The sequence below is a fragment of the Kluyvera sichuanensis genome (assembly GCF_014218705.1).
GTDB classification, from domain to species: domain Bacteria; phylum Pseudomonadota; class Gammaproteobacteria; order Enterobacterales; family Enterobacteriaceae; genus Kluyvera; species Kluyvera sichuanensis.
On the sequence record NZ_JABBJF010000027.1, the window covers coordinates 14,559 to 31,444 of the forward strand.

Consider the following 16,886-nt stretch of genomic DNA (forward strand, 5'->3'; position numbering starts at 1 on the left):
TTTAACTGGAGAAACCATGACCAGTAAGTATGAAGTCACAAAGGGGATGAACTTTGCCGTCTCCGACGCACCCGTAACAGCGGAGGATTTTACTTCCTCTACTTTCCCTGGCTCTGGCGTTACCTGGCTGGAAGCAGCCTGTGCAACAAAGGAGATCACCTTCACCGGCGGGCAGAAAGGGGATATCGACGTAACCACGCTGTGCTCAACTGAACAAGAGCAAACCAACGGCCTCGCCGCGCCTGCTGAAATGAGCATTACCCGTAACTGGGTTGGCGATGAAGCAGCGCAGGAGGCACTGCAGACCGCTTACGAAAATGACGAACTGCGTGCTCTGCGTGTGGTATTCCCATCTGGCAACGGTTTTTACGTGCTGGTGGAAGTACGCCAGAGTTCATGGTCTGCGGGAACCTCTTCAGTTGTCGGCGCTACGTACTCGCTTCGTGTTCGGGGTAAGCCTAAACGCATTTTCACATCAGGTTCCTGAGCGGCTTCGGCCGCTTTTTTTAACTACTTCGACTAAGTAACAAGAGAAAAATGAAATGGCGCAAAAAACATCACAGAATTCACTACGCAACGTGGCGCTTACAGCATCGAAAGCCTATCGCACCAAAGAAGGTATCACGGTCCCTGAATGGGATGGCGCAAAGGTAACGCTGCGTGAACCCTCTGGCGATGCCTGGGTGAAATTCCGGGAGATCGTTAATCCCCAGCTCGCCGATGGCGAAGAGCCACCGACGCTGACGGAGGCGGAAAAGTTTCTGCGTAACAAAGAGGCTGATGTGGTTCTGTTTATTGACGTTCTGCTGGATGAAAACGGCGAGCGCGTATTCAGCGATGAGGATCAGGAGCAGGTATCCAAAATTTATGGACCTGTGCACTCCCGCCTGCTGGCTCAGGCCCTCAACCTCGGTATGAGTCAGGAAGAAGCGGGAAAGCCGTAAAGCAGCCGCTGACTTTCTTCCTGATGTCGCTGGCGCTCCGGATGGGGCGCACTCTTCACGAATTGCGGGAGACCATGACCGCCAGCGAGCTCAAAATGTGGATCGAGTTCGACCGCATCAGTCCGATTGGTGACTGGCGCGCCGATGCACAGGCGGCGCAGATCTCCGTTGCAATGCTGAACTCTCAGGGTGGGAAATTCACCATTCCTGACGTGATGCTGAAATGGGGTGAGCAGGAAGAAGGCGCTGAAGTCTCTGAACTTGAAGGATGGATATCCAGTCTTTGATGCCCGCGGCTGCGGGTTTTTTTATGGGTGAAATATGGCAACGCTGCGCGAGCTAATCATCAAAATATCGGCGAACTCTTCTTCTTTCCAGTCTGAGATCGCCAGAGCTTCCCGCATGGGGACCGATTACTACCGCACTATGGAGCAGGGCGGGAAAAAAGCTGCAGCGGCCACGCGTGAAACTCAGCGTTCTTTGGCTGACCTGAACTCTCAGCTTGCTACCGTGCGATCTTCTGCTGCCGGGCTTGCCGGTGCGTGGGCTGGTGCATTTGCTACGCATCAGCTGATTCAGTTTGCCGACACGTGGAACCAGTTGAATGGGCGTCTTCGCCTTGCGTCCTCTTCCAGTGAGGATTACGTGCAATCCCAGCGCGTACTGATGGAGATTAGCCAGCGCACCGGAACATCCCTCGAGGCAAACAGCAACCTGTACAGCAGAATTGCGCAGTCCCTGCGAGATGCCGGTTACGCTTCTGCTGACGTCGCAAAAGTTACGGAAACCGTAGCAACCTCACTGAAGCTGTCTGGCGCCAGTACCGAAGAGGCGAGTTCTGTTATCACCCAGCTTAGCCAGGCACTTGGCTCAGGCGTTTTGCGAGGCGAAGAATTCAACTCCATCATGGAGAACGGCGGCCGCCTGGCGAAACTGCTGGCTGATGGGCTGGGTACCACTGTTGGTGGGCTGCGAAATATGGCCAACAACGGCGAGCTGACGACCAACAAGATCGTCCCGCTTCTGACCAACGTTGAGATCCTCCGTAAAGAATTCGACACCCTTCCTGCATCCATCAGCGGATCTGCACAGAAAGTGCAAAATGCCTTCCTTGCATGGGTTGGCGGGGCGAATGATGCTGTCGGCGCATCATCCACGCTTTCTGGCGTGCTGGATGGTCTGGCGAATAACATCGATGATGTGGCAAATACAGCCGGTATTCTGGTTGGTGTTGGCCTCGCTCGTTATTTTGGCAATATGGTTGGCAGCGTCGCTCAGTCAACCCGGGCAGTGCTCGCTAATACGGCCGCCGAGGTCGCACTGGCGCAGGCTCAGGTTCGCGGCGCTCAGGTTAGCGTTGCCGCTGGTCGGCAGGCTGTTTACCGTGCTCAACAGGCGCGCGCAGCGGCGACGAGCATTGAGGCTCAGATTGTCGCTGAGCGTAATCTTGCTGCAGCTCAGGCATCACTGAATACGGCGCTTGCTGGCAGGGCCTCTGCAGTTAACAACCTCACCAATACAGCCTCGGTAATGTCACGGCTGGGTAGTGGGGTGTTGGGTATTCTCGGCGGATGGCCCGGTGTGATTATCGGTGCTGGCGCAGCGATGTATGGTCTTTATCAGCACACCCAGCAGGTGCACCGAGAGGCTGTCGGCTTTGCCAATAATCTGGATGAAATAAACGGCAAGCTGCAGAAAATGTCGGTTCTGGGTCTGCGATCCACGGCCGCCGATGCTCGTACATCCTTACAGGCGCAAAAACAGGACCTGGCCGACCTCGACTCTCAGATTGCGAAGGTGAAAGACAGCCTTAAGGCTGTTGACCAAATACAGCAGGACTACAACCTTCATCCAACGCGGACATTGATCAACACTTTTATGGACCAGGCCGACATCACGGCCAAAAACATTGAGCTTACCGATAAGCTGAACCAACTGGAGTACCAGCGCGAACAGGCAGCCTCAAAAGTCGAGCAAACGCAGAAACTGGTAAACAATGCCAGCGATCTGGCCACGCAAAAGGCTATCGAACAGGCTGGTGCCGTCTCAATCCTGAAAGGTGCGTATGACCTGCTTAACCGCTCAATGTCAGCAACCGCTGGAGCCAAGCCGCCACAATATGCCGGGCCCGTCGTTTCACTGGCGAACGCAACACCGCAACAGCAAACCGCACTGGAGCGTTCGCGCCGCAATAACGTACTGGCCAGCCTCAGTGGATTAGAAAAACTCCATCAGCAGCACGTCTATGAAGCAGAAGACCTGCAGCTGACGGGGGCGCTTTATACGAAATATATCTACAACCAAGATCAGGCATCTAAAAAGGGTGCAGCAGCTGCGGAGGCGAAAAAAACCTCTACCGCCGCCTCAAAAGCACAGAGCAAAGCCGAGCGCGAAGCGGCCAGTACCGCCGAACAGTATTCCCGAAAAATGGCCGATCTGAGCGTGGCTATCGACGTGCAACGCATCCGGGCGACGGAAGGAGAAAAAGCTTCCGAGCTTTACGCGGCGTCACACCAGGCAGGCACTAAATGGACCGACGAGCAACGCAAGGCAATCCGCGCACAGGCTGAAGAATTAGCAAAACTGACTCAGGTTGCAGACGATAACGTTAAAAAAATGCGTGAGCAGGCAGGTGCTCTAAAGGATTTAATGGACGCTGGCAGAAAATTCAGGGATGAGGCGATGCTGACAACCGACACAGCAGGCATGAGTGATCGCCAGCGAAGTCGATCCGACGAGACGCAACAGATCGACCGTGTTTTTGCTAAAGCAGGTGGCGACAAAAGCACCCAGGCTGTGATAGCTCGAAGCGAAGCCCTCGATGCTCTGGATAAGAAATACAAGGCGATAGCAGCAGCTGAAGCGGATTGGATGTCAGGAGTATCACGCGGCTATGCCAACTGGTTTGATGAAATCAGTGACGTATCCGGCACGGTTTCTGACGGGGTGAAAACTACACTCGACAGCGCGTTTGGTAACGTCACCTCAATGCTCGAAGGCAATAAAGTTAGCTGGAAATCGTGGGGTATTTCTGTCCTGCAGATCATTGAAAAAGTGGCACTCCAGATGGCGGTGGTCAGCGCGATGGGTGGAGCCTCTTCCGGTTCTGGCATCTTTGGCTCTCTTATCGGTAGTGTCGGTAGTTTCTTCGGCGGTGGGGCAGGTGCATCAGCCAGTACTGGGACTGCAGTTTCAAACTATGGATCGAGCTTCCAGTTTAATGCGAAGGGCGGTGTTTATGACTCGCCATCCCTTAGCGCTTTCAGTAATGGGATCGTCAGAAACCCTACTATGTTCGCTTTCGCAAAAGGCGGGGCCGGAATCATGGGCGAGGCTGGGCCGGAGGCAATCATGCCGCTGACCCGCGCGCCGGATGGTTCTCTTGGTGTTCGAACTGTCGGCGCTGGCGGCGGTCAGTCTGTATCTTCGGCGCCACAGGTTTATATCACCATCGATGGCAACGGCAACACTCAAACTCAAGCCTCACCAGGCCTTGAGCAATTTGGTGCAGAAGTCGGGAAATTCGTTGATCAGCGATATAAGCAGAATGTAATGCGTGATATCCGCCCCGGCGGTGACATCTGGAACGCAATGAAAGGAAACCGATAAATATGGCCATCGAAACTTTCACATGGTGCCCACGGATTAACGCTGAGGCTGATACAAATTTCCGCGTCAGGAAAGCCAAGTTTGGCGATGGATATGAGCAGGTTTCAGGGGATGGACTGAACACCAGAACTCAGCAATGGACGCTCAATTTTACTGGCAACGAAACCTACATTTCTGCCATTAAGTCTTTCCTCGACAGGCATGAAGGAACGAAAGCCTTCCAGTGGAAGCCGCCGCTCGAACCTTTGGGTTTGTATCGTTGCGAAACGTATAAACCCACCGGGCTGGGCGCGGGAAAATTCAACCTTGAAGCAACATTCATCCAGGCATTTAAACCATGAGCTTAAACGCAGATTATCAGAAGCTGGAATCCGGAAACGATGTTCGTCTGATTGAGGTGGACGGTTCTTCCTTTGGTCTGACAGACGTCCTCCGCTTTCACAATTACAGCATTCCCCACACAGAAGCGGAAATCATCGCCGCTGGTGGGGATGAGTCCAAGCTTGCGGCAAAACCAGTCTGGTGGCAGGGAAATGAATATGCCGCCTGGCCATATCAACTGGAAGGTCTGGAGAAATCAACCAGTGGGAGCAATGCAACGCCATCCCTGACGGTAGCGAACATCGAAAGCTCCATTTCTGCCCTGTGTCTTGCGTATGACGATCTGCTGCAGGCGAAAGTCATTATTCACGACACAAAAGAGAAATATCTCGATGCCATAAATTTCGCAGACGGCAACCCTACAGCAGACCCGGCTCAGGAAAAGCTGCAGGTCTGGTATATCGACGGGAAAACGGGCGAGCTTGCCGGTGAAACCGTTGAATTTGTTCTGTCCAGCCCGATGGACCTGCAGGGGCAAATGATCCCGACGCGACAGCTTTATTCCCTGTGTACCTGGTGCATCCGGAATAAATATCGTACCGGCGACGGCTGCGACTATGCCGGCAATCACTATTTCGACAAAAACAACAACCCGGTAAGCGATCCGTCGCTGGATGAATGCAACGGCACGCTGACGGCCTGCAAACTCCGATTCGGCGAAAATAACGAACTCTCGTTTGGTGGCTTCCCGGGCACGTCTTTGATCAGGAGTTGATATGCGTCAGAAAACCATCGATGCGATTATGGCGCATGCTGCAGCTGAATATCCTCGCGAGTGTTGCGGCGTAGTAGCGCAGAAAAGCCGTGTTGAACGTTATTTCCCGTGCCGGAATCTTGCCGCGGCGCCGGAGGACAATTTTGTCCTTTGCCCCGAAGACTATGCAACTGCTGAAGACTGGGGAACGGTGATCGCCATCGCTCACAGTCACCCTGACGCCACGACGCAACCGAGCGAACTGGATAAAGCGCAATGTGACGCAACGCTTTTACCCTGGCATATTGTGAGTTGGCCAGAGGGGGATTTACGCACCATCCAACCGCGTGGGGAACTGCCGCTGCTGGAGCGTCCGTTTGTGCTCGGACATTTCGATTGCTGGGGGCTGGTGATGAGTTATTTCCGGCAGACGCATGGCATTGAGCTGACCGATTACCGCGTGGATTATCCCTGGTGGGAAGACCAGTACCCGGAGAACTTTTACCGTGATTGCTGGTATGAATGCGGATTCCGCGAGTTTAGCGGGCCACCGAAACCCGGCGATATGGTGATCATGCAGGTCCAAGCCAATAAGTGGAACCATGCTGGTATCCTGCTGGATGGAAACATGCTGCTGCACCACCTGTACGGTCACCTAAGTCAGCGCGTGCCGTATGGTGGCTACTGGCAGGAACGAACGATGAAGATTCTCCGTTACAAATCTCTGTGCTAACCTTTTGTAAAACGAAAAAAGGGGTTAGGGATATGAGGAAATTTCTTTCGATATTGGCGTGTAGCCTGATTATTGTTGGTTGCTCACCTTCGGAAAAGGATTTTATTGACATGGGGGAGTCCTTAGTTAAAGACACCCTCAAAGATCCGGATAGCGCTAAATTTGAATCATTCTTCCGTGATTTCGGTGAAAATACTGGATATGTTTGCGGTTATGTGAATGCTAAAAATTCATACGGCGCATACACGGGTAAAAAACCATATTATGTGCGGATTGAGGTCAAAGATGGAAAGGTCAATAATCATGGACCAATCATCATTATTAATGACCAAGACCAAAAGAAAATTGATTCTTATGAGTCAATCTGTCAAAAGGACTGATGTGCGATGAAAAAGATTATCCTCTCAATTTTTATCTTCCTGCAGATGGGGTGTTCTGTTTCCTCACTGGAAGAACAAAAACCTATTCTATCAGAGCATTCAACAAAAACTATTGATGAGGTTAACCGTTGCCTTGCTCCTAAATGGGTAGAGCTACGATATTCAAGCTCCAGCATACCCACTGAGTCAGGATACAAAATCACAGCATCAGACGATATATTCGGGGCTCTTTCAGTAGTGAATATCGATAAATCAGAAGCAGGCGGAAGCGATGTAAAAGTTTACGCCGTCGCAAAGGGATGGAGCGATCACTGGGCCACGGCTGCCAGATCATGCCTTTGAAAAGTTAAAAATAAGCTAAGCCACCTTCGAGTGGCTTTTTTTATGGAGAAAGAAAATGTCAGAGGTAATGACCCGAATTGAACTTGGCGGTGTTTTGGGTAAAACCTACGGAAAGGTTCACCATCGATTAATACGCACAACGGCTGAGGCGATCAATTCTCTTACAAAAACTATAAACGGGCTGGAGAAATTCCTGATCACCAGCAAAGCAAGGGGCCTGACTTACGCCGTCTTTAAAGATAAAAAAAATATCGGAAAGGATGATTTTGGTTTTCCGGTAACTGGTGAAGTTATTCGAATTGTACCTGTTGTAATAGGAAGTAAAAAAGCCGGGGTATTACAAACAATTCTTGGCGCTGTTCTCGTCGTCGTTGGTGTAGCGATTGGCTATTTTACAGGTGGCACTCTATCAGCGGTGGGGTATGGGGCTGCAAAATTCGGTGCAGCCATGATGCTGGGAGGCGTTGTCCAGATGTTATCACCTCAACCGGCAGGTCTGGCCAGCAAACAAAGCGCAGATAACCGTGCATCGTATGCGTTCGGCGGGGTGACAAATACCGCGGCGCAAGGCTACCCGGTACCGCTTCTCTACGGTCGCCGTCGAATCGGTGGCGCGATTGTGTCGGCGGGAATATATGTTGAAGACAAACAGTAAGCCGAAAGGTGGGAGATAGTTATGACTTTAGAACAACGAATTGAAGCACTCGAAAAAGAAATTAAAGATATTACTGAGCGACACAAACTAGAGGATAAGGAATTACAGAGAGTAAAAGCGGCAGTATCTCATGCCGCTAAAAAAGGAATTGAAGATTTACTTGCCAAGCAAACGTAATGACTCTTCAAGGATTTTGGCTACTGCACTATTAGCGCCAAATTTATTGATATTACTTTTAATATCATTTTCGATTTGCTTTATTTCGTTAGTGTGCATTTTTTGAATCAAGATTTTGACTAGGTATTCAGCCCCACCCATTCGATCTTGAAGTATCTGCACGTCTTCTTTTAACTTATCAATATCTTGATTTGACATTCCATTTATCCTTTGCAGAGGTATACAGCCATCCCTCTGGAAATATTGGTGCGCCAGTGTCCCACCACTGGCGAGCTGACCTCACACATTAACCAGGGTTAACAGTTAGCAACATCCTGATATTCAAACAGTAGCCACCTTCGGGTGGCTTTTTTATGGGCGCAATATGGCTACAGAAAAAGTGTTAAAGGGCCGCAAGGGCGGCAGCTCAAGTTCCCGAACCCCAACCGAACAGCCTGATGATCTGCAATCTGTAGCGAAGGCAAAAATCCTCGTTGCGCTTGGGGAAGGGGAGTTTGCAGGGCAGCTAACCGGCAAAGATATCTACCTGGACGGAACGGCCCTGGAGAATGCCGACGGCTCCCAAAACTTCAGCGGCGTGACGTGGGAGTTTCGCGCAGGAACACAGGCGCAAAAATATATTCAGGGTATTCCCGGTACAGAAAACGAGATCAGCGTGGGAACTGAGGTTTCAAGCGCTACAGCCTGGACGCGCACGTTTACCAATACGCAACTTTCAGCAGTTCGTCTGCGTCTGAAATGGCCCTCGCTTTTCAAACAGGAGGACAACGGCGACCTGGTGGGATACACGATAAATTACGCCATCGACCTGCAGACGGACGGCGGCACATGGAAAACAGTTCTAAGTACTCGTGTATCAGGGAAAACCACCACGGGCTATGAACGGAGTCATCGTATTGATTTGCCGCAGGAGGGCAGCACCTGGACAATCAGGCTGCGTAAGATTACTTCTGACGCCAACAGCGCGAAGATTGGCGATACGATGACGTTGCAGAGTTTTACTGAGGTGATTGACGCCAAGTTACGCTATCCCAACACAGCGCTACTCTACATCGAATTTGACTCCAGCCAGTTTAATGGTTCTATTCCGCAGATTTCCTGCGAACCGCGCGGGCGTGTAATTCGCGTTCCTGATACCTACGACCCTGAAAACCGTATCTATAGCGGGACATGGACCGGCGCATTTAAGTGGGCGTGGACAGATAACCCAGCGTGGATTTTTTACGACCTGGTTGTTTCTGACCGGTTCGGTCTTGGGCATCGTTTGACTGCTGCAAACATTGATAAATGGACACTTTATCAGGTTGCTCAGTATTGCGATCAGATGGTGCCAGACGGCAAAGGGGGCAACGGTACCGAACCACGCTATACCTGCAACGTGTACATTCAGGACCGGAATGACGCTTACACTGTCCTGCGGGATTTTGCTGCTATTTTCCGTGGCATGACCTACTGGGGGGGTGATCAGATCGTGGCACTGGCTGATATGCCGCGCGATGTGGATTACAGCTATACCCGCGCCAACGTTGTTGGCGGTCGCTTTACCTATTCGAGCAGCACCACGAAAAGTCGCTACACCACCGCGCTGGTGTCATGGTCCGATCCCGGTAACGCCTATGCAGACGCGATGGAACCGGTATTTGAGCAGGCTCTGGTGGCGCGTTACGGATTCAATCAGCTGGAAATGACAGCCATCGGTTGCACCCGGCAGTCAGAGGCGAACCGAAAGGGGCGCTGGGGTATTCTCACCAACAACAAGGATCGTGTTGTTTCGTTTGATGTCGGGCTGGACGGAAACATTCCGCAGCCGGGGTACATCATCGCGGTCGCTGATGAGCTGCTTTCCGGAAAGGTGACCGGTGGGCGTGTCCGTTCGGTAAATGGTCGTGTCATTGAGCTTGACCGGGTTGCTGATGCTGTTGCTGGCAACCGTCTGATTCTCAACCTGCCATCCGGTGCGGCACAGAGCCGGACGATTCAGGCCATAAACAACAACACGGTAACCGTCACAACGGCATTCAGCGAGACGCCAGAGGCGGAATGTGTGTGGGTTGTCGAATCGGACGAACTCTATGCCCAGCAATACCGGGTTGTCAGTGTCGCCGATAATAACGACGGCACATTTACGATCTCCGGCGCGGCCCATGACCCGGATAAGTATGCCCGGATCGATACTGGCGCCATTATTGACCAGCGGCCTGTCAGCGTCATTCCACCTAGCAACCAGTCAGCGCCTGATGATATTGCCATCGGGAGTTATTCCGTTGTGCAGCAGGGCATCAGTGTCGAAACGCTGCGCGCGACCTGGTCGGTTGTGGATAACGCTATCGCCTATGAAGCACAGTGGCGCCGTGATGATGGCAACTGGGTTAACGTGCCTCGCAGTTCGACAACCAGTTTTGAGGTTGAATCTATCTATGCCGGCCGATACCTGGTCCGCGTTCGCGCAATCAATGCGGCGGAAATATCGTCCGGGTGGGGATACTCGAAAGAGGTCACGCTGACCGGCAAAGTGGGCAACCCACCAAAGCCTGTCGGATTTGTGGCGACCGGCATCAACTGGGGGATTCAGCTGAACTGGGGATTCCAGGCAAATACTGCCGATACGCTGAAAACCGAAATTCAGTACACTCCCAACTCTGATCAGTCTGATCCGTTGCTGCTGTGCGATGTGCCATATCCATCATCAGAATACATCCAGCTCGGGCTCAAAGCGGGGCAGATGTTCTGGTACCGCGCGCAGCTAGTAGATAAGAGCGGAAATGAGTCCGGGTGGACTGGCTGGAGCCGGGGGATGGCGAACGATAACCCCTCCGACTATCTGGGGGACATAACCGACGGCCTGCTAACCTCGGAAGATGGGCAGCGCCTTACAGAAAGTGTTGAGGGTAGCCTTGAAGCAAACTGGCAGAACGCGCTGGCAGGCGGAAGCATTTTGCATAGCCAGTTTGCACAGCTTGGTCCGGTACGCGCCGAGATTTTGCAAGTAGCGACCACTGTGGCGAAAGTCGACGAAGCCATGGCTGAACTAGGCACCGACCTGAAGGCACAGGTAGCAGCCAACACGGCGGCAATTTCTGACAAATTGACCGCCATGGTTGACTCGGACGGCGCCAGCGCTATCCACACGCTTCGTGTCGGTGTGAAATTCAACGGACAGGAAATTAACGCGGGTATGTCGATTGCGGCAATCGCTCAGCCCGGCAAGCCACCCGTCGCTCGTGTTGCGTTTAACGCAGAAGAGTTCGTACTGCTCTCAGGCAGCGATGACAAGCTATTCTCACCGTTTGCGGTGAAGGGTGGGCAGGCGTTTATTACCGATGCGTTTATTCAGGATGCATCTATTGACGGTGTGAAGATAAAAGACGCAACAATTGATATGGCGAAAATTTCTGACACCATTCAATCCACTAACTTCAGCGTAACAGACAAAACCGGATGGCAGTTAAACAAAACGGGAGGCAGTGTATTTTATGGCACTGTTTATGCTTCGCACATTGAGGGTGATTTGTCAGTCACATACGCAATGCCTCCGCTTTATTTAACGGGGCTTTCTGGCTCTGGTTCAAGAACGGTCACTTGGGCTGGTGGCGTTGATTTTGACGTCCGAATCTCTATACCATTTTTCCAGTTTAATATTGTGAATGCAGTTGGTGTTTTCAGGGCGAGGGTAACGATAGGTGGGCAAGCGATAAATGGCGTTGGCTTCACTAATGGCTGGTTCCAATCTGATCAGACGATAAAACTTGGCACTACTGGCTATGTTGACATACCAGCGAACACGGTTGATGTTCCTATTAAAGTTGAGTGGGGTGTAGCCCCTGGCTCAAGTTCATCAAACGCAGCCCTTATGTTTAGCGGGATGTCAATAATAGTATCACCAAAACGAGATCGATTTACGTAAAGTTAAAATGGGGCCAATGGCCCGTCATTACACCTTTTTCCGAATCGTTAATCAGCGCACCATTGCCACCACGAACGATAAATTTTTTCATTGGGATATTCCCACACTTAATATTTATAAATTTTGCGTGTTCCGCGCAGGATTCCGCATATCCAAAAATTGACAAGAGGCTTTTATGTCAGCAGGCACTTTAAAGCTCACTAATGGCAGCACCGCCGTAATCGGTACTGGCACAACATTTACAGCTGATATGACCGCCGCCGATGTTGTGGTGGTTACCGTAGGAGGAACCGTCTATTCGCTGGCGGTTGATTCTGTAACGAGCGATACAGCTCTGGTGTTATCCCTGCCGTTCACCGGGCCTACAACCACCGGCGTGGCATGGCAGGCCGTTCCGCGCAAAACGATGCTACGTGTAACGGCAGAGCTAAATAAACAGGTGACCGAATCACTGCGCGTCGCAAATGAGAACGCAATTAACTGGCAGGCAGTTCTATCATCCCATGATACCGTTAATGTCCTCCTGCCTGACGGCACGACGCTTACCGGTTTCTCGTGGCGCAAGATTAACGACCTGTTGACAGCATTGGACCCAGACGACCTGTCAGCGACGGCAGCGCAGATCAACACCGACGCGCAGCAGGTAGCGACCGACAAGCCGATCATCCTTCAGGCCAAGACTGATGCTGAAACCGCTAAAACAGCATCGGAGACAGCGCAGGGAAAAGCGGAGGCGGCACAGCAGAAATCAGAGGCGGCACAAGGTAAGTCCGAGACAGCACAAGCGGCGGCAGAACTTGCAGCAACAAATGCGGCGCATGATGCATCGCAGGTTAACCCGAAAAACTTGCTACATGTCGATCAGCACTTGTCTGATCTCACAAATATCCCTGAGGCGCGTGCCACGCTGGAAGTCTTTTCCAAAGCCGAAATCGCTGACATGTTGCCTGGCTATCTGGGCCAGATTGACTGGCAGGAAATGCGCACCGCGCTGGAGCCTGGTACGGCGCCGCGCGACGGGCAGGAAGTGGACCAGACAGGCATCTTCGCTGACCTGTACGCGAAAGCGCTGGCCGGTAAGCTACCAACCTGTACCGAAGCAGAATGGCAGGCTGACCCGCTTAACCGCGGCTGTTATGTGCTGGAGTCCTCGCCGGGGAAAATGCGCCTGCCAGATGATAACGGCGTTCAGCCAGGGTCCTTAAAGATTCCGGTTAAAGTTGGTGATGGTGGGGTCGCGGATCTAGAAGGTACTATGGCTGGCTCGGCGCTACCTAACATCAAAGGGACCGTGGTACGACTTGGCGCGACATCATCATTAATGCGCAATGATTCAATTGTCGATGGCGCGTTTGAATTATTAGAGAGAGAAACCGTGTCACCACCGACCCAAGGGGCGACGATTGCGTCCTTAACCTCTGGGGTTCCTTTGGGTTTTAACGCTAAGCTTTACGATGGTATATACCAGGATGGCGTAACCGAAATCCGACCAAACCGGCAGTATGGTTGCTGGACGGTCCGTTACGCAGCTAAGGCCACCAATGGCGGCAGCATCGATGCACTGGCACTGGCTACGGCTATCGCTGCTGGGGATGCTGAGTTACTTGCAAAAATTATCGCCACTAATGCGCGCATTGATTATGCGCTTATCTCTCCGGAAACAAACCCAGCACTGGGCAGCAGAACCGTTTTTGAAAATCCGTTTGGCAATAATACCCCCGTGATATGCGTGTGTGAGATTTTCCATGCGACGTTGCAGAAATGGACAACGACACCCTGGATTTATTCGAGCCCCAACAGCTATGGGATGATTTCCAGCTATTCGCAGGGCGAGGGAATTGTAATGACATGTGGCAAAGCTGCTTTTGTTACAATTTCTCTGAACTGCGGGGCGAGCCAGGAGTTTACGACAAACTACACCACCGTTTCACCAGTACGCATTCACGTATGGAAAATCACAGAATGAAGACTATCTACGTAAGCCAGAAAAATAATAGAGACTGGAGCACCAGCGCATCGGCGTTCGGCGGCCTGAATTACCCGGCAATCGTTGCGGATGGTTTTGCCGGGGGGGCAATGACATACAACCGCTTCACTGGTGAGTGGGTTGTTGATGCGCCATATATCAGAACTCATGCTGATGATGTGGCTGATTCTGTAGCGTTGCGTGAGCAGTTGAAGGAAGAAGCTAACCGGATCATGGCCGGATGGGTTCTGGACCTACAATTGGGTGACATTACTGATGATGACCTGGCTAAGCTGAAGTTGTGGCGGGCGTATGTGAAGAAACTTGATGCGCTCGATCTGGACGCGGCACCGGAAATTGAGTGGCCGCCGCGTCCGGAAAATTAACGCCACAGCGCTTTGCTCTGCCGAACCGCCATCATAATGGCTTTCCCCATGCTTTCGCACTGAGGGAAACCAGGTGATATCCACCGCGAGTTGATAAACGCCAATATGTTGAATCGGTCATAGTCGAAAAGTAATTTTTGAGGCAATGGTGGAACGTATATCTGAAAGCGACCCACCATTTGACATAGGGGTGAAATGTAACTAATCGATGTAATATATGTTATAAGTCATTGCGGATTTAGAACAAAAAAGTAGCAGCCTGGAAAATGAGCCAATTCACCATCAAAGAAATAGCGCTAATATCCCATAAGCTAAAAGATATCAGTGATACATGGTCAGATTTATGGATTTTTCTTTGCCTGGTGCCACTTAGTGTTGGCCAGGTTATCAATCTTAAGCATAGGAACTTTGACGGAAAATATCTGAATCTCGAAAAGGGGGCGAGATTTAAGAGTGTTCAGGTAGAGGCTCCCCCTCTGATTTGCGAGCTCATACAGAGACGCAGAGAAAAATATCCCGATGATATCTATATTTTTCAGAGCCACTCTAACAGGGTCAAGTATCAGGGTAAGCCTGTAACCGTTATTGCGTTTAACCGGGCGTTGAAAGTAGCAGCAAAAGGCGTTACGGAAAAGATAGTGAGCAGCAAAAGCGCTCAATGTTAGTTTGCTGCGACCGTGGTATGCAAGCACAGACCGCAGCAGTAGGCCAGGTGTTCATGCCATGGCGCTGGCGCAAGTATAGGTGAAATCACTCATTCATCCACAAGCCATAATTCAGCCTCTTCAAACATTTCCTGCACAGCGGCGCTGATCCGCTCCTTCTCATGCTTACTGGCATCAGTATTGATCGCCGGTAGCGTCATCATCGGCTTAACTCTTACATCAGCATCAGGGAAAATACGGTGCACCCTCTTGCTCAATTCACCCAGAATGATGTCCTTCGCACCAGGCAAACCATCAAAATTCCTTTTGTCATAAACGAGTTCCACAAACATGATTAACTCCCTCTTTACTGGTTATGTATACAGTATTTATACTGTGTTTTTATCCAGTATTCAAGTGAGGGCTCAATTATGGGATTTCCATCACCAGCGGCTGATTTCGCCGAAACAAGTATTTCTCTTGATCGGCTGCTTATCAGCAAGCCAGCGGCGACTTACTTTATGCGAGCTGCGTGTTCTCATTTCCGTGAAGGAGTTATACAAGGGGCCTTGCTGGTGGTCGACTCTTCGCTTTCTCCATTCGATGGTTCACTGCTTGTGTGTGCTATCGAAGGGGAGTTCAGGATAAAGCGTTATCGCCTGCATCCGACTCCACATCTGATCAATTTGGAAAATGGCCGAAGAGAAGAGCTACCGGAAGATGAAGGTGGGTATACGGGGTCACTCCCTGTTTTCGGGGTGATTACGTACATCATCAACGATGCCAGAACGGGAGAGTTTGACGACTGCCCGGTGATGTGAACGGGTAAAAAGCTCGGTTAGAGCTGGTCTGCGTGGGGCATCTATGGGGCAAAAAAGGCATATTTGGGGCATTTTGGGGCATGATTGGGACGTTATAACACATATGAACTTTACCGAATTTCATATGGCGTGTATGTTCAATGCATTGAATAACATAAAGAAAACACATGCTCTTGGGCGCTCTTTAGTGATTCATGAAAATAGGGCTACATTTTTTATTTAAGGCGCATAATAAAAACAAGACCAAGGAGATGCTATGTCACTGCAAAATTTAACCCGCTTTCCGCGCCTCGAATTGATCGGCGCACCTACGCCGCTGGAATATCTGCCGCGTTTTTCTGACTACATCGGCCGCGATATCTTTATCAAACGCGACGACGTCACCCCGCTGGCGATGGGCGGCAACAAATTGCGTAAGCTGGAGTTCCTCGCCGCCGATGCATTACGTGAAGGCGCTGACACGCTGGTGACCGCTGGGGCGATTCAGTCCAACCACGTACGCCAGACGGCGGCAGTGGCAGCCAAGCTTGGCCTGCACTGTGTGGCGCTGCTGGAAAATCCGATGGGCACGACGGCGGAAAACTACCTCAGCAACGGCAACCGTCTGCTGTTGGATCTGTTTAACACCCAGGTCGAGATGTGCGACGCGCTGACCGACCCGAACGCACAGCTCGCCGAGCTTGCCACGCGCCTGGAAGCACAGGGTTTTCGCCCGTACGTCATCCCGGTGGGCGGTTCGAATGCGCTGGGCGCGTTGGGCTACGTTGAAAGCGCGCTGGAAATTGCCCAGCAGTGCGAAGGGGCGGTGTCGATTTCATCCGTGGTGGTGGCTTCCGGCAGTGCGGGAACCCACGCGGGCCTGGCCGTTGGCCTCGAGCAGGTAATGCCTGACGCGGAATTGATTGGCGTGACCGTTTCGCGCAAAGTGGCCGACCAGTTGCCGAAAGTGGTTACACTGCAGCAGGAGGTGGCCCGTAGCCTTGAGCTGACGGCAAGCGCCGGTATTACGCTGTGGGACGACTATTTTGCCCCAGCCTACGGCATTCCTAATGATGACGGCATGGAAGCAGTGAAGCTACTGGCGCGTCTGGAAGGCATTTTGCTTGACCCGGTTTATACCGGCAAAGCGATGGCCGGGCTTATCGACGGTATCAATCAGAAACGCTTTAAAGACGAAGGGCCGATTCTGTTTATCCATACCGGCGGAGCGCCAGCGCTCTTTGCCTATCATCCTCATATTTAAATAGAAC

19 protein-coding genes are annotated in these 16,886 nt (G+C 51.6%); 17 read left to right on the forward strand and 2 right to left on the reverse strand.

What is annotated here, in order from left to right:
• Positions 1 to 16: 16 nt before the first annotated feature.
• The 11 genes from HII27_RS21050 to HII27_RS21100 are packed head-to-tail and all read left to right on the forward strand — an operon-like array spanning position 17 to position 7,915.
• The gene (locus HII27_RS21050) at positions 17 to 487 is read left to right on the forward strand and encodes a phage tail tube protein (protein ID WP_185669387.1); all 471 of its coding nucleotides are present in this window, start codon (positions 17 to 19) and stop codon (positions 485 to 487) included.
• 55 nt (positions 488 to 542) lie between these two features.
• On the forward strand, positions 543 to 944 hold the full coding sequence (locus HII27_RS21055) for a phage tail assembly chaperone (RefSeq protein ID WP_185669388.1): 402 nt from the start codon (positions 543 to 545) through the stop codon (positions 942 to 944).
• Between the two features lie 23 nt (positions 945 to 967).
• Positions 968 to 1,231, forward strand: a complete 264-nt coding sequence (locus HII27_RS21060) for a phage tail assembly protein T (RefSeq protein ID WP_185669389.1) — start codon at positions 968 to 970, stop codon at positions 1,229 to 1,231.
• Between the two features lie 34 nt (positions 1,232 to 1,265).
• A complete protein-coding gene (locus HII27_RS21065) occupies positions 1,266 to 4,553 on the forward strand; it encodes a phage tail tape measure protein (RefSeq protein WP_185669390.1) in 3,288 nt (1,095 codons plus the stop codon).
• 2 nt (positions 4,554 to 4,555) lie between these two features.
• Entirely contained in the window at positions 4,556 to 4,894 is a 339-nt protein-coding gene (locus HII27_RS21070; protein WP_100152964.1) for a phage tail protein, read from the forward strand.
• Positions 4,891 to 5,649 carry a phage minor tail protein L gene (locus HII27_RS21075; RefSeq protein WP_185669391.1) on the forward strand — a complete coding sequence of 253 codons (759 nt, stop codon included), beginning with the start codon at positions 4,891 to 4,893 and terminating at the stop codon, positions 5,647 to 5,649. Before HII27_RS21070 ends, HII27_RS21075 begins: the two co-directional genes overlap by 4 nt.
• A gap of 1 nt (position 5,650) precedes the next feature.
• Positions 5,651 to 6,361, forward strand: a complete 711-nt coding sequence (locus HII27_RS21080) for a C40 family peptidase (protein ID WP_185669392.1) — start codon at positions 5,651 to 5,653, stop codon at positions 6,359 to 6,361.
• A gap of 32 nt (positions 6,362 to 6,393) precedes the next feature.
• Positions 6,394 to 6,741: a hypothetical protein gene (locus tag HII27_RS21085; RefSeq protein ID WP_063132024.1), complete on the forward strand. Its 348-nt coding sequence runs from the start codon at positions 6,394 to 6,396 to the stop codon at positions 6,739 to 6,741.
• Positions 6,742 to 6,747: 6 nt separating this feature from the next.
• Entirely contained in the window at positions 6,748 to 7,083 is a 336-nt protein-coding gene (locus HII27_RS21090) for a hypothetical protein (protein WP_185669393.1), read from the forward strand.
• 55 nt (positions 7,084 to 7,138) lie between these two features.
• Complete coding sequence (locus tag HII27_RS21095; protein WP_185669394.1) at positions 7,139 to 7,738, forward strand: tail assembly protein; 600 nt, start codon at positions 7,139 to 7,141, stop codon at positions 7,736 to 7,738.
• A gap of 21 nt (positions 7,739 to 7,759) precedes the next feature.
• Complete coding sequence (locus HII27_RS21100; RefSeq protein ID WP_185669395.1) at positions 7,760 to 7,915, forward strand: hypothetical protein; 156 nt, start codon at positions 7,760 to 7,762, stop codon at positions 7,913 to 7,915.
• Here the strand turns inward: HII27_RS21100 and HII27_RS21105 are convergent.
• The gene (locus HII27_RS21105; RefSeq protein WP_185669396.1) at positions 7,895 to 8,113 is read right to left on the reverse strand and encodes a hypothetical protein; all 219 of its coding nucleotides are present in this window, start codon (positions 8,111 to 8,113) and stop codon (positions 7,895 to 7,897) included. The genes HII27_RS21100 and HII27_RS21105 overlap by 21 nt on opposite strands.
• A 166-nt stretch (positions 8,114 to 8,279) precedes the next feature.
• Here HII27_RS21105 and HII27_RS21110 point away from each other — a divergent pair, with 166 nt between their 5' ends.
• The 4 genes from HII27_RS21110 to HII27_RS21125 all read left to right on the forward strand — a co-directional run bounded on the left by HII27_RS21110 (position 8,280) and on the right by HII27_RS21125 (position 14,836).
• Complete coding sequence (locus HII27_RS21110) at positions 8,280 to 11,819, forward strand: host specificity protein J (protein ID WP_223883267.1); 3,540 nt, start codon at positions 8,280 to 8,282, stop codon at positions 11,817 to 11,819.
• A 175-nt stretch (positions 11,820 to 11,994) separates the two neighbouring features.
• Positions 11,995 to 13,785 (forward strand): hypothetical protein, encoded by a 1,791-nt coding sequence (locus HII27_RS21115; protein WP_185669397.1) that lies wholly within the window; start codon positions 11,995 to 11,997, stop codon positions 13,783 to 13,785.
• Complete coding sequence (locus tag HII27_RS21120; RefSeq protein WP_035891288.1) at positions 13,782 to 14,171, forward strand: tail fiber assembly protein; 390 nt, start codon at positions 13,782 to 13,784, stop codon at positions 14,169 to 14,171. The genes HII27_RS21115 and HII27_RS21120 overlap by 4 nt, the downstream gene beginning before the upstream one ends.
• Positions 14,172 to 14,437: 266 nt before the next feature.
• Positions 14,438 to 14,836, forward strand: a complete 399-nt coding sequence (locus tag HII27_RS21125; RefSeq protein WP_185669398.1) for a hypothetical protein — start codon at positions 14,438 to 14,440, stop codon at positions 14,834 to 14,836.
• A gap of 89 nt (positions 14,837 to 14,925) precedes the next feature.
• On the opposite strand, the gene HII27_RS21130 is transcribed toward HII27_RS21125, so the two are convergent.
• The gene (locus HII27_RS21130; RefSeq protein ID WP_185669399.1) at positions 14,926 to 15,168 is read right to left on the reverse strand and encodes a DinI-like family protein; all 243 of its coding nucleotides are present in this window, start codon (positions 15,166 to 15,168) and stop codon (positions 14,926 to 14,928) included.
• Positions 15,169 to 15,246: 78 nt separating this feature from the next.
• On the opposite strand from HII27_RS21130, the gene HII27_RS21135 reads away from it, so the two are divergent.
• Positions 15,247 to 15,636: a HumD family translesion DNA polymerase gene (locus HII27_RS21135; protein WP_185669400.1), complete on the forward strand. Its 390-nt coding sequence runs from the start codon at positions 15,247 to 15,249 to the stop codon at positions 15,634 to 15,636.
• Positions 15,637 to 15,892: 256 nt separating this feature from the next.
• A complete protein-coding gene (gene dcyD, locus HII27_RS21140) occupies positions 15,893 to 16,879 on the forward strand; it encodes a D-cysteine desulfhydrase (RefSeq protein WP_185669401.1) in 987 nt (328 codons plus the stop codon).
• Positions 16,880 to 16,886: the final 7 nt, after the last annotated feature.

Excerpts from the sequence above, each read along its gene's own strand:
- HII27_RS21050 (WP_185669387.1), top strand. The coding sequence starts at position 17 with ATGACCAGTAAGTATGAAGTCACAAAGGGGATGAACTTTGCCGTCTCC.
- HII27_RS21055 (WP_185669388.1), top strand. The coding sequence starts at position 543 with ATGGCGCAAAAAACATCACAGAATTCACTACGCAACGTGGCGCTTACA.
- HII27_RS21060 (WP_185669389.1), top strand. The coding sequence starts at position 968 with ATGTCGCTGGCGCTCCGGATGGGGCGCACTCTTCACGAATTGCGGGAG.
- HII27_RS21065 (WP_185669390.1), top strand. The coding sequence starts at position 1,266 with ATGGCAACGCTGCGCGAGCTAATCATCAAAATATCGGCGAACTCTTCT.
- HII27_RS21070 (WP_100152964.1), top strand. The coding sequence starts at position 4,556 with ATGGCCATCGAAACTTTCACATGGTGCCCACGGATTAACGCTGAGGCT.
- HII27_RS21075 (WP_185669391.1), top strand. The coding sequence starts at position 4,891 with ATGAGCTTAAACGCAGATTATCAGAAGCTGGAATCCGGAAACGATGTT.
- HII27_RS21080 (WP_185669392.1), top strand. The coding sequence starts at position 5,651 with ATGCGTCAGAAAACCATCGATGCGATTATGGCGCATGCTGCAGCTGAA.
- HII27_RS21085 (WP_063132024.1), top strand. The coding sequence starts at position 6,394 with ATGAGGAAATTTCTTTCGATATTGGCGTGTAGCCTGATTATTGTTGGT.
- HII27_RS21090 (WP_185669393.1), top strand. The coding sequence starts at position 6,748 with ATGAAAAAGATTATCCTCTCAATTTTTATCTTCCTGCAGATGGGGTGT.
- HII27_RS21095 (WP_185669394.1), top strand. The coding sequence starts at position 7,139 with ATGTCAGAGGTAATGACCCGAATTGAACTTGGCGGTGTTTTGGGTAAA.
- HII27_RS21100 (WP_185669395.1), top strand. The coding sequence starts at position 7,760 with ATGACTTTAGAACAACGAATTGAAGCACTCGAAAAAGAAATTAAAGAT.
- HII27_RS21105 (WP_185669396.1), bottom strand. The coding sequence starts at position 8,113 with ATGTCAAATCAAGATATTGATAAGTTAAAAGAAGACGTGCAGATACTT.
- HII27_RS21110 (WP_223883267.1), top strand. The coding sequence starts at position 8,280 with ATGGCTACAGAAAAAGTGTTAAAGGGCCGCAAGGGCGGCAGCTCAAGT.
- HII27_RS21115 (WP_185669397.1), top strand. The coding sequence starts at position 11,995 with ATGTCAGCAGGCACTTTAAAGCTCACTAATGGCAGCACCGCCGTAATC.
- HII27_RS21120 (WP_035891288.1), top strand. The coding sequence starts at position 13,782 with ATGAAGACTATCTACGTAAGCCAGAAAAATAATAGAGACTGGAGCACC.
- HII27_RS21125 (WP_185669398.1), top strand. The coding sequence starts at position 14,438 with ATGAGCCAATTCACCATCAAAGAAATAGCGCTAATATCCCATAAGCTA.
- HII27_RS21130 (WP_185669399.1), bottom strand. The coding sequence starts at position 15,168 with ATGTTTGTGGAACTCGTTTATGACAAAAGGAATTTTGATGGTTTGCCT.
- HII27_RS21135 (WP_185669400.1), top strand. The coding sequence starts at position 15,247 with ATGGGATTTCCATCACCAGCGGCTGATTTCGCCGAAACAAGTATTTCT.
- dcyD (WP_185669401.1), top strand. The coding sequence starts at position 15,893 with ATGTCACTGCAAAATTTAACCCGCTTTCCGCGCCTCGAATTGATCGGC.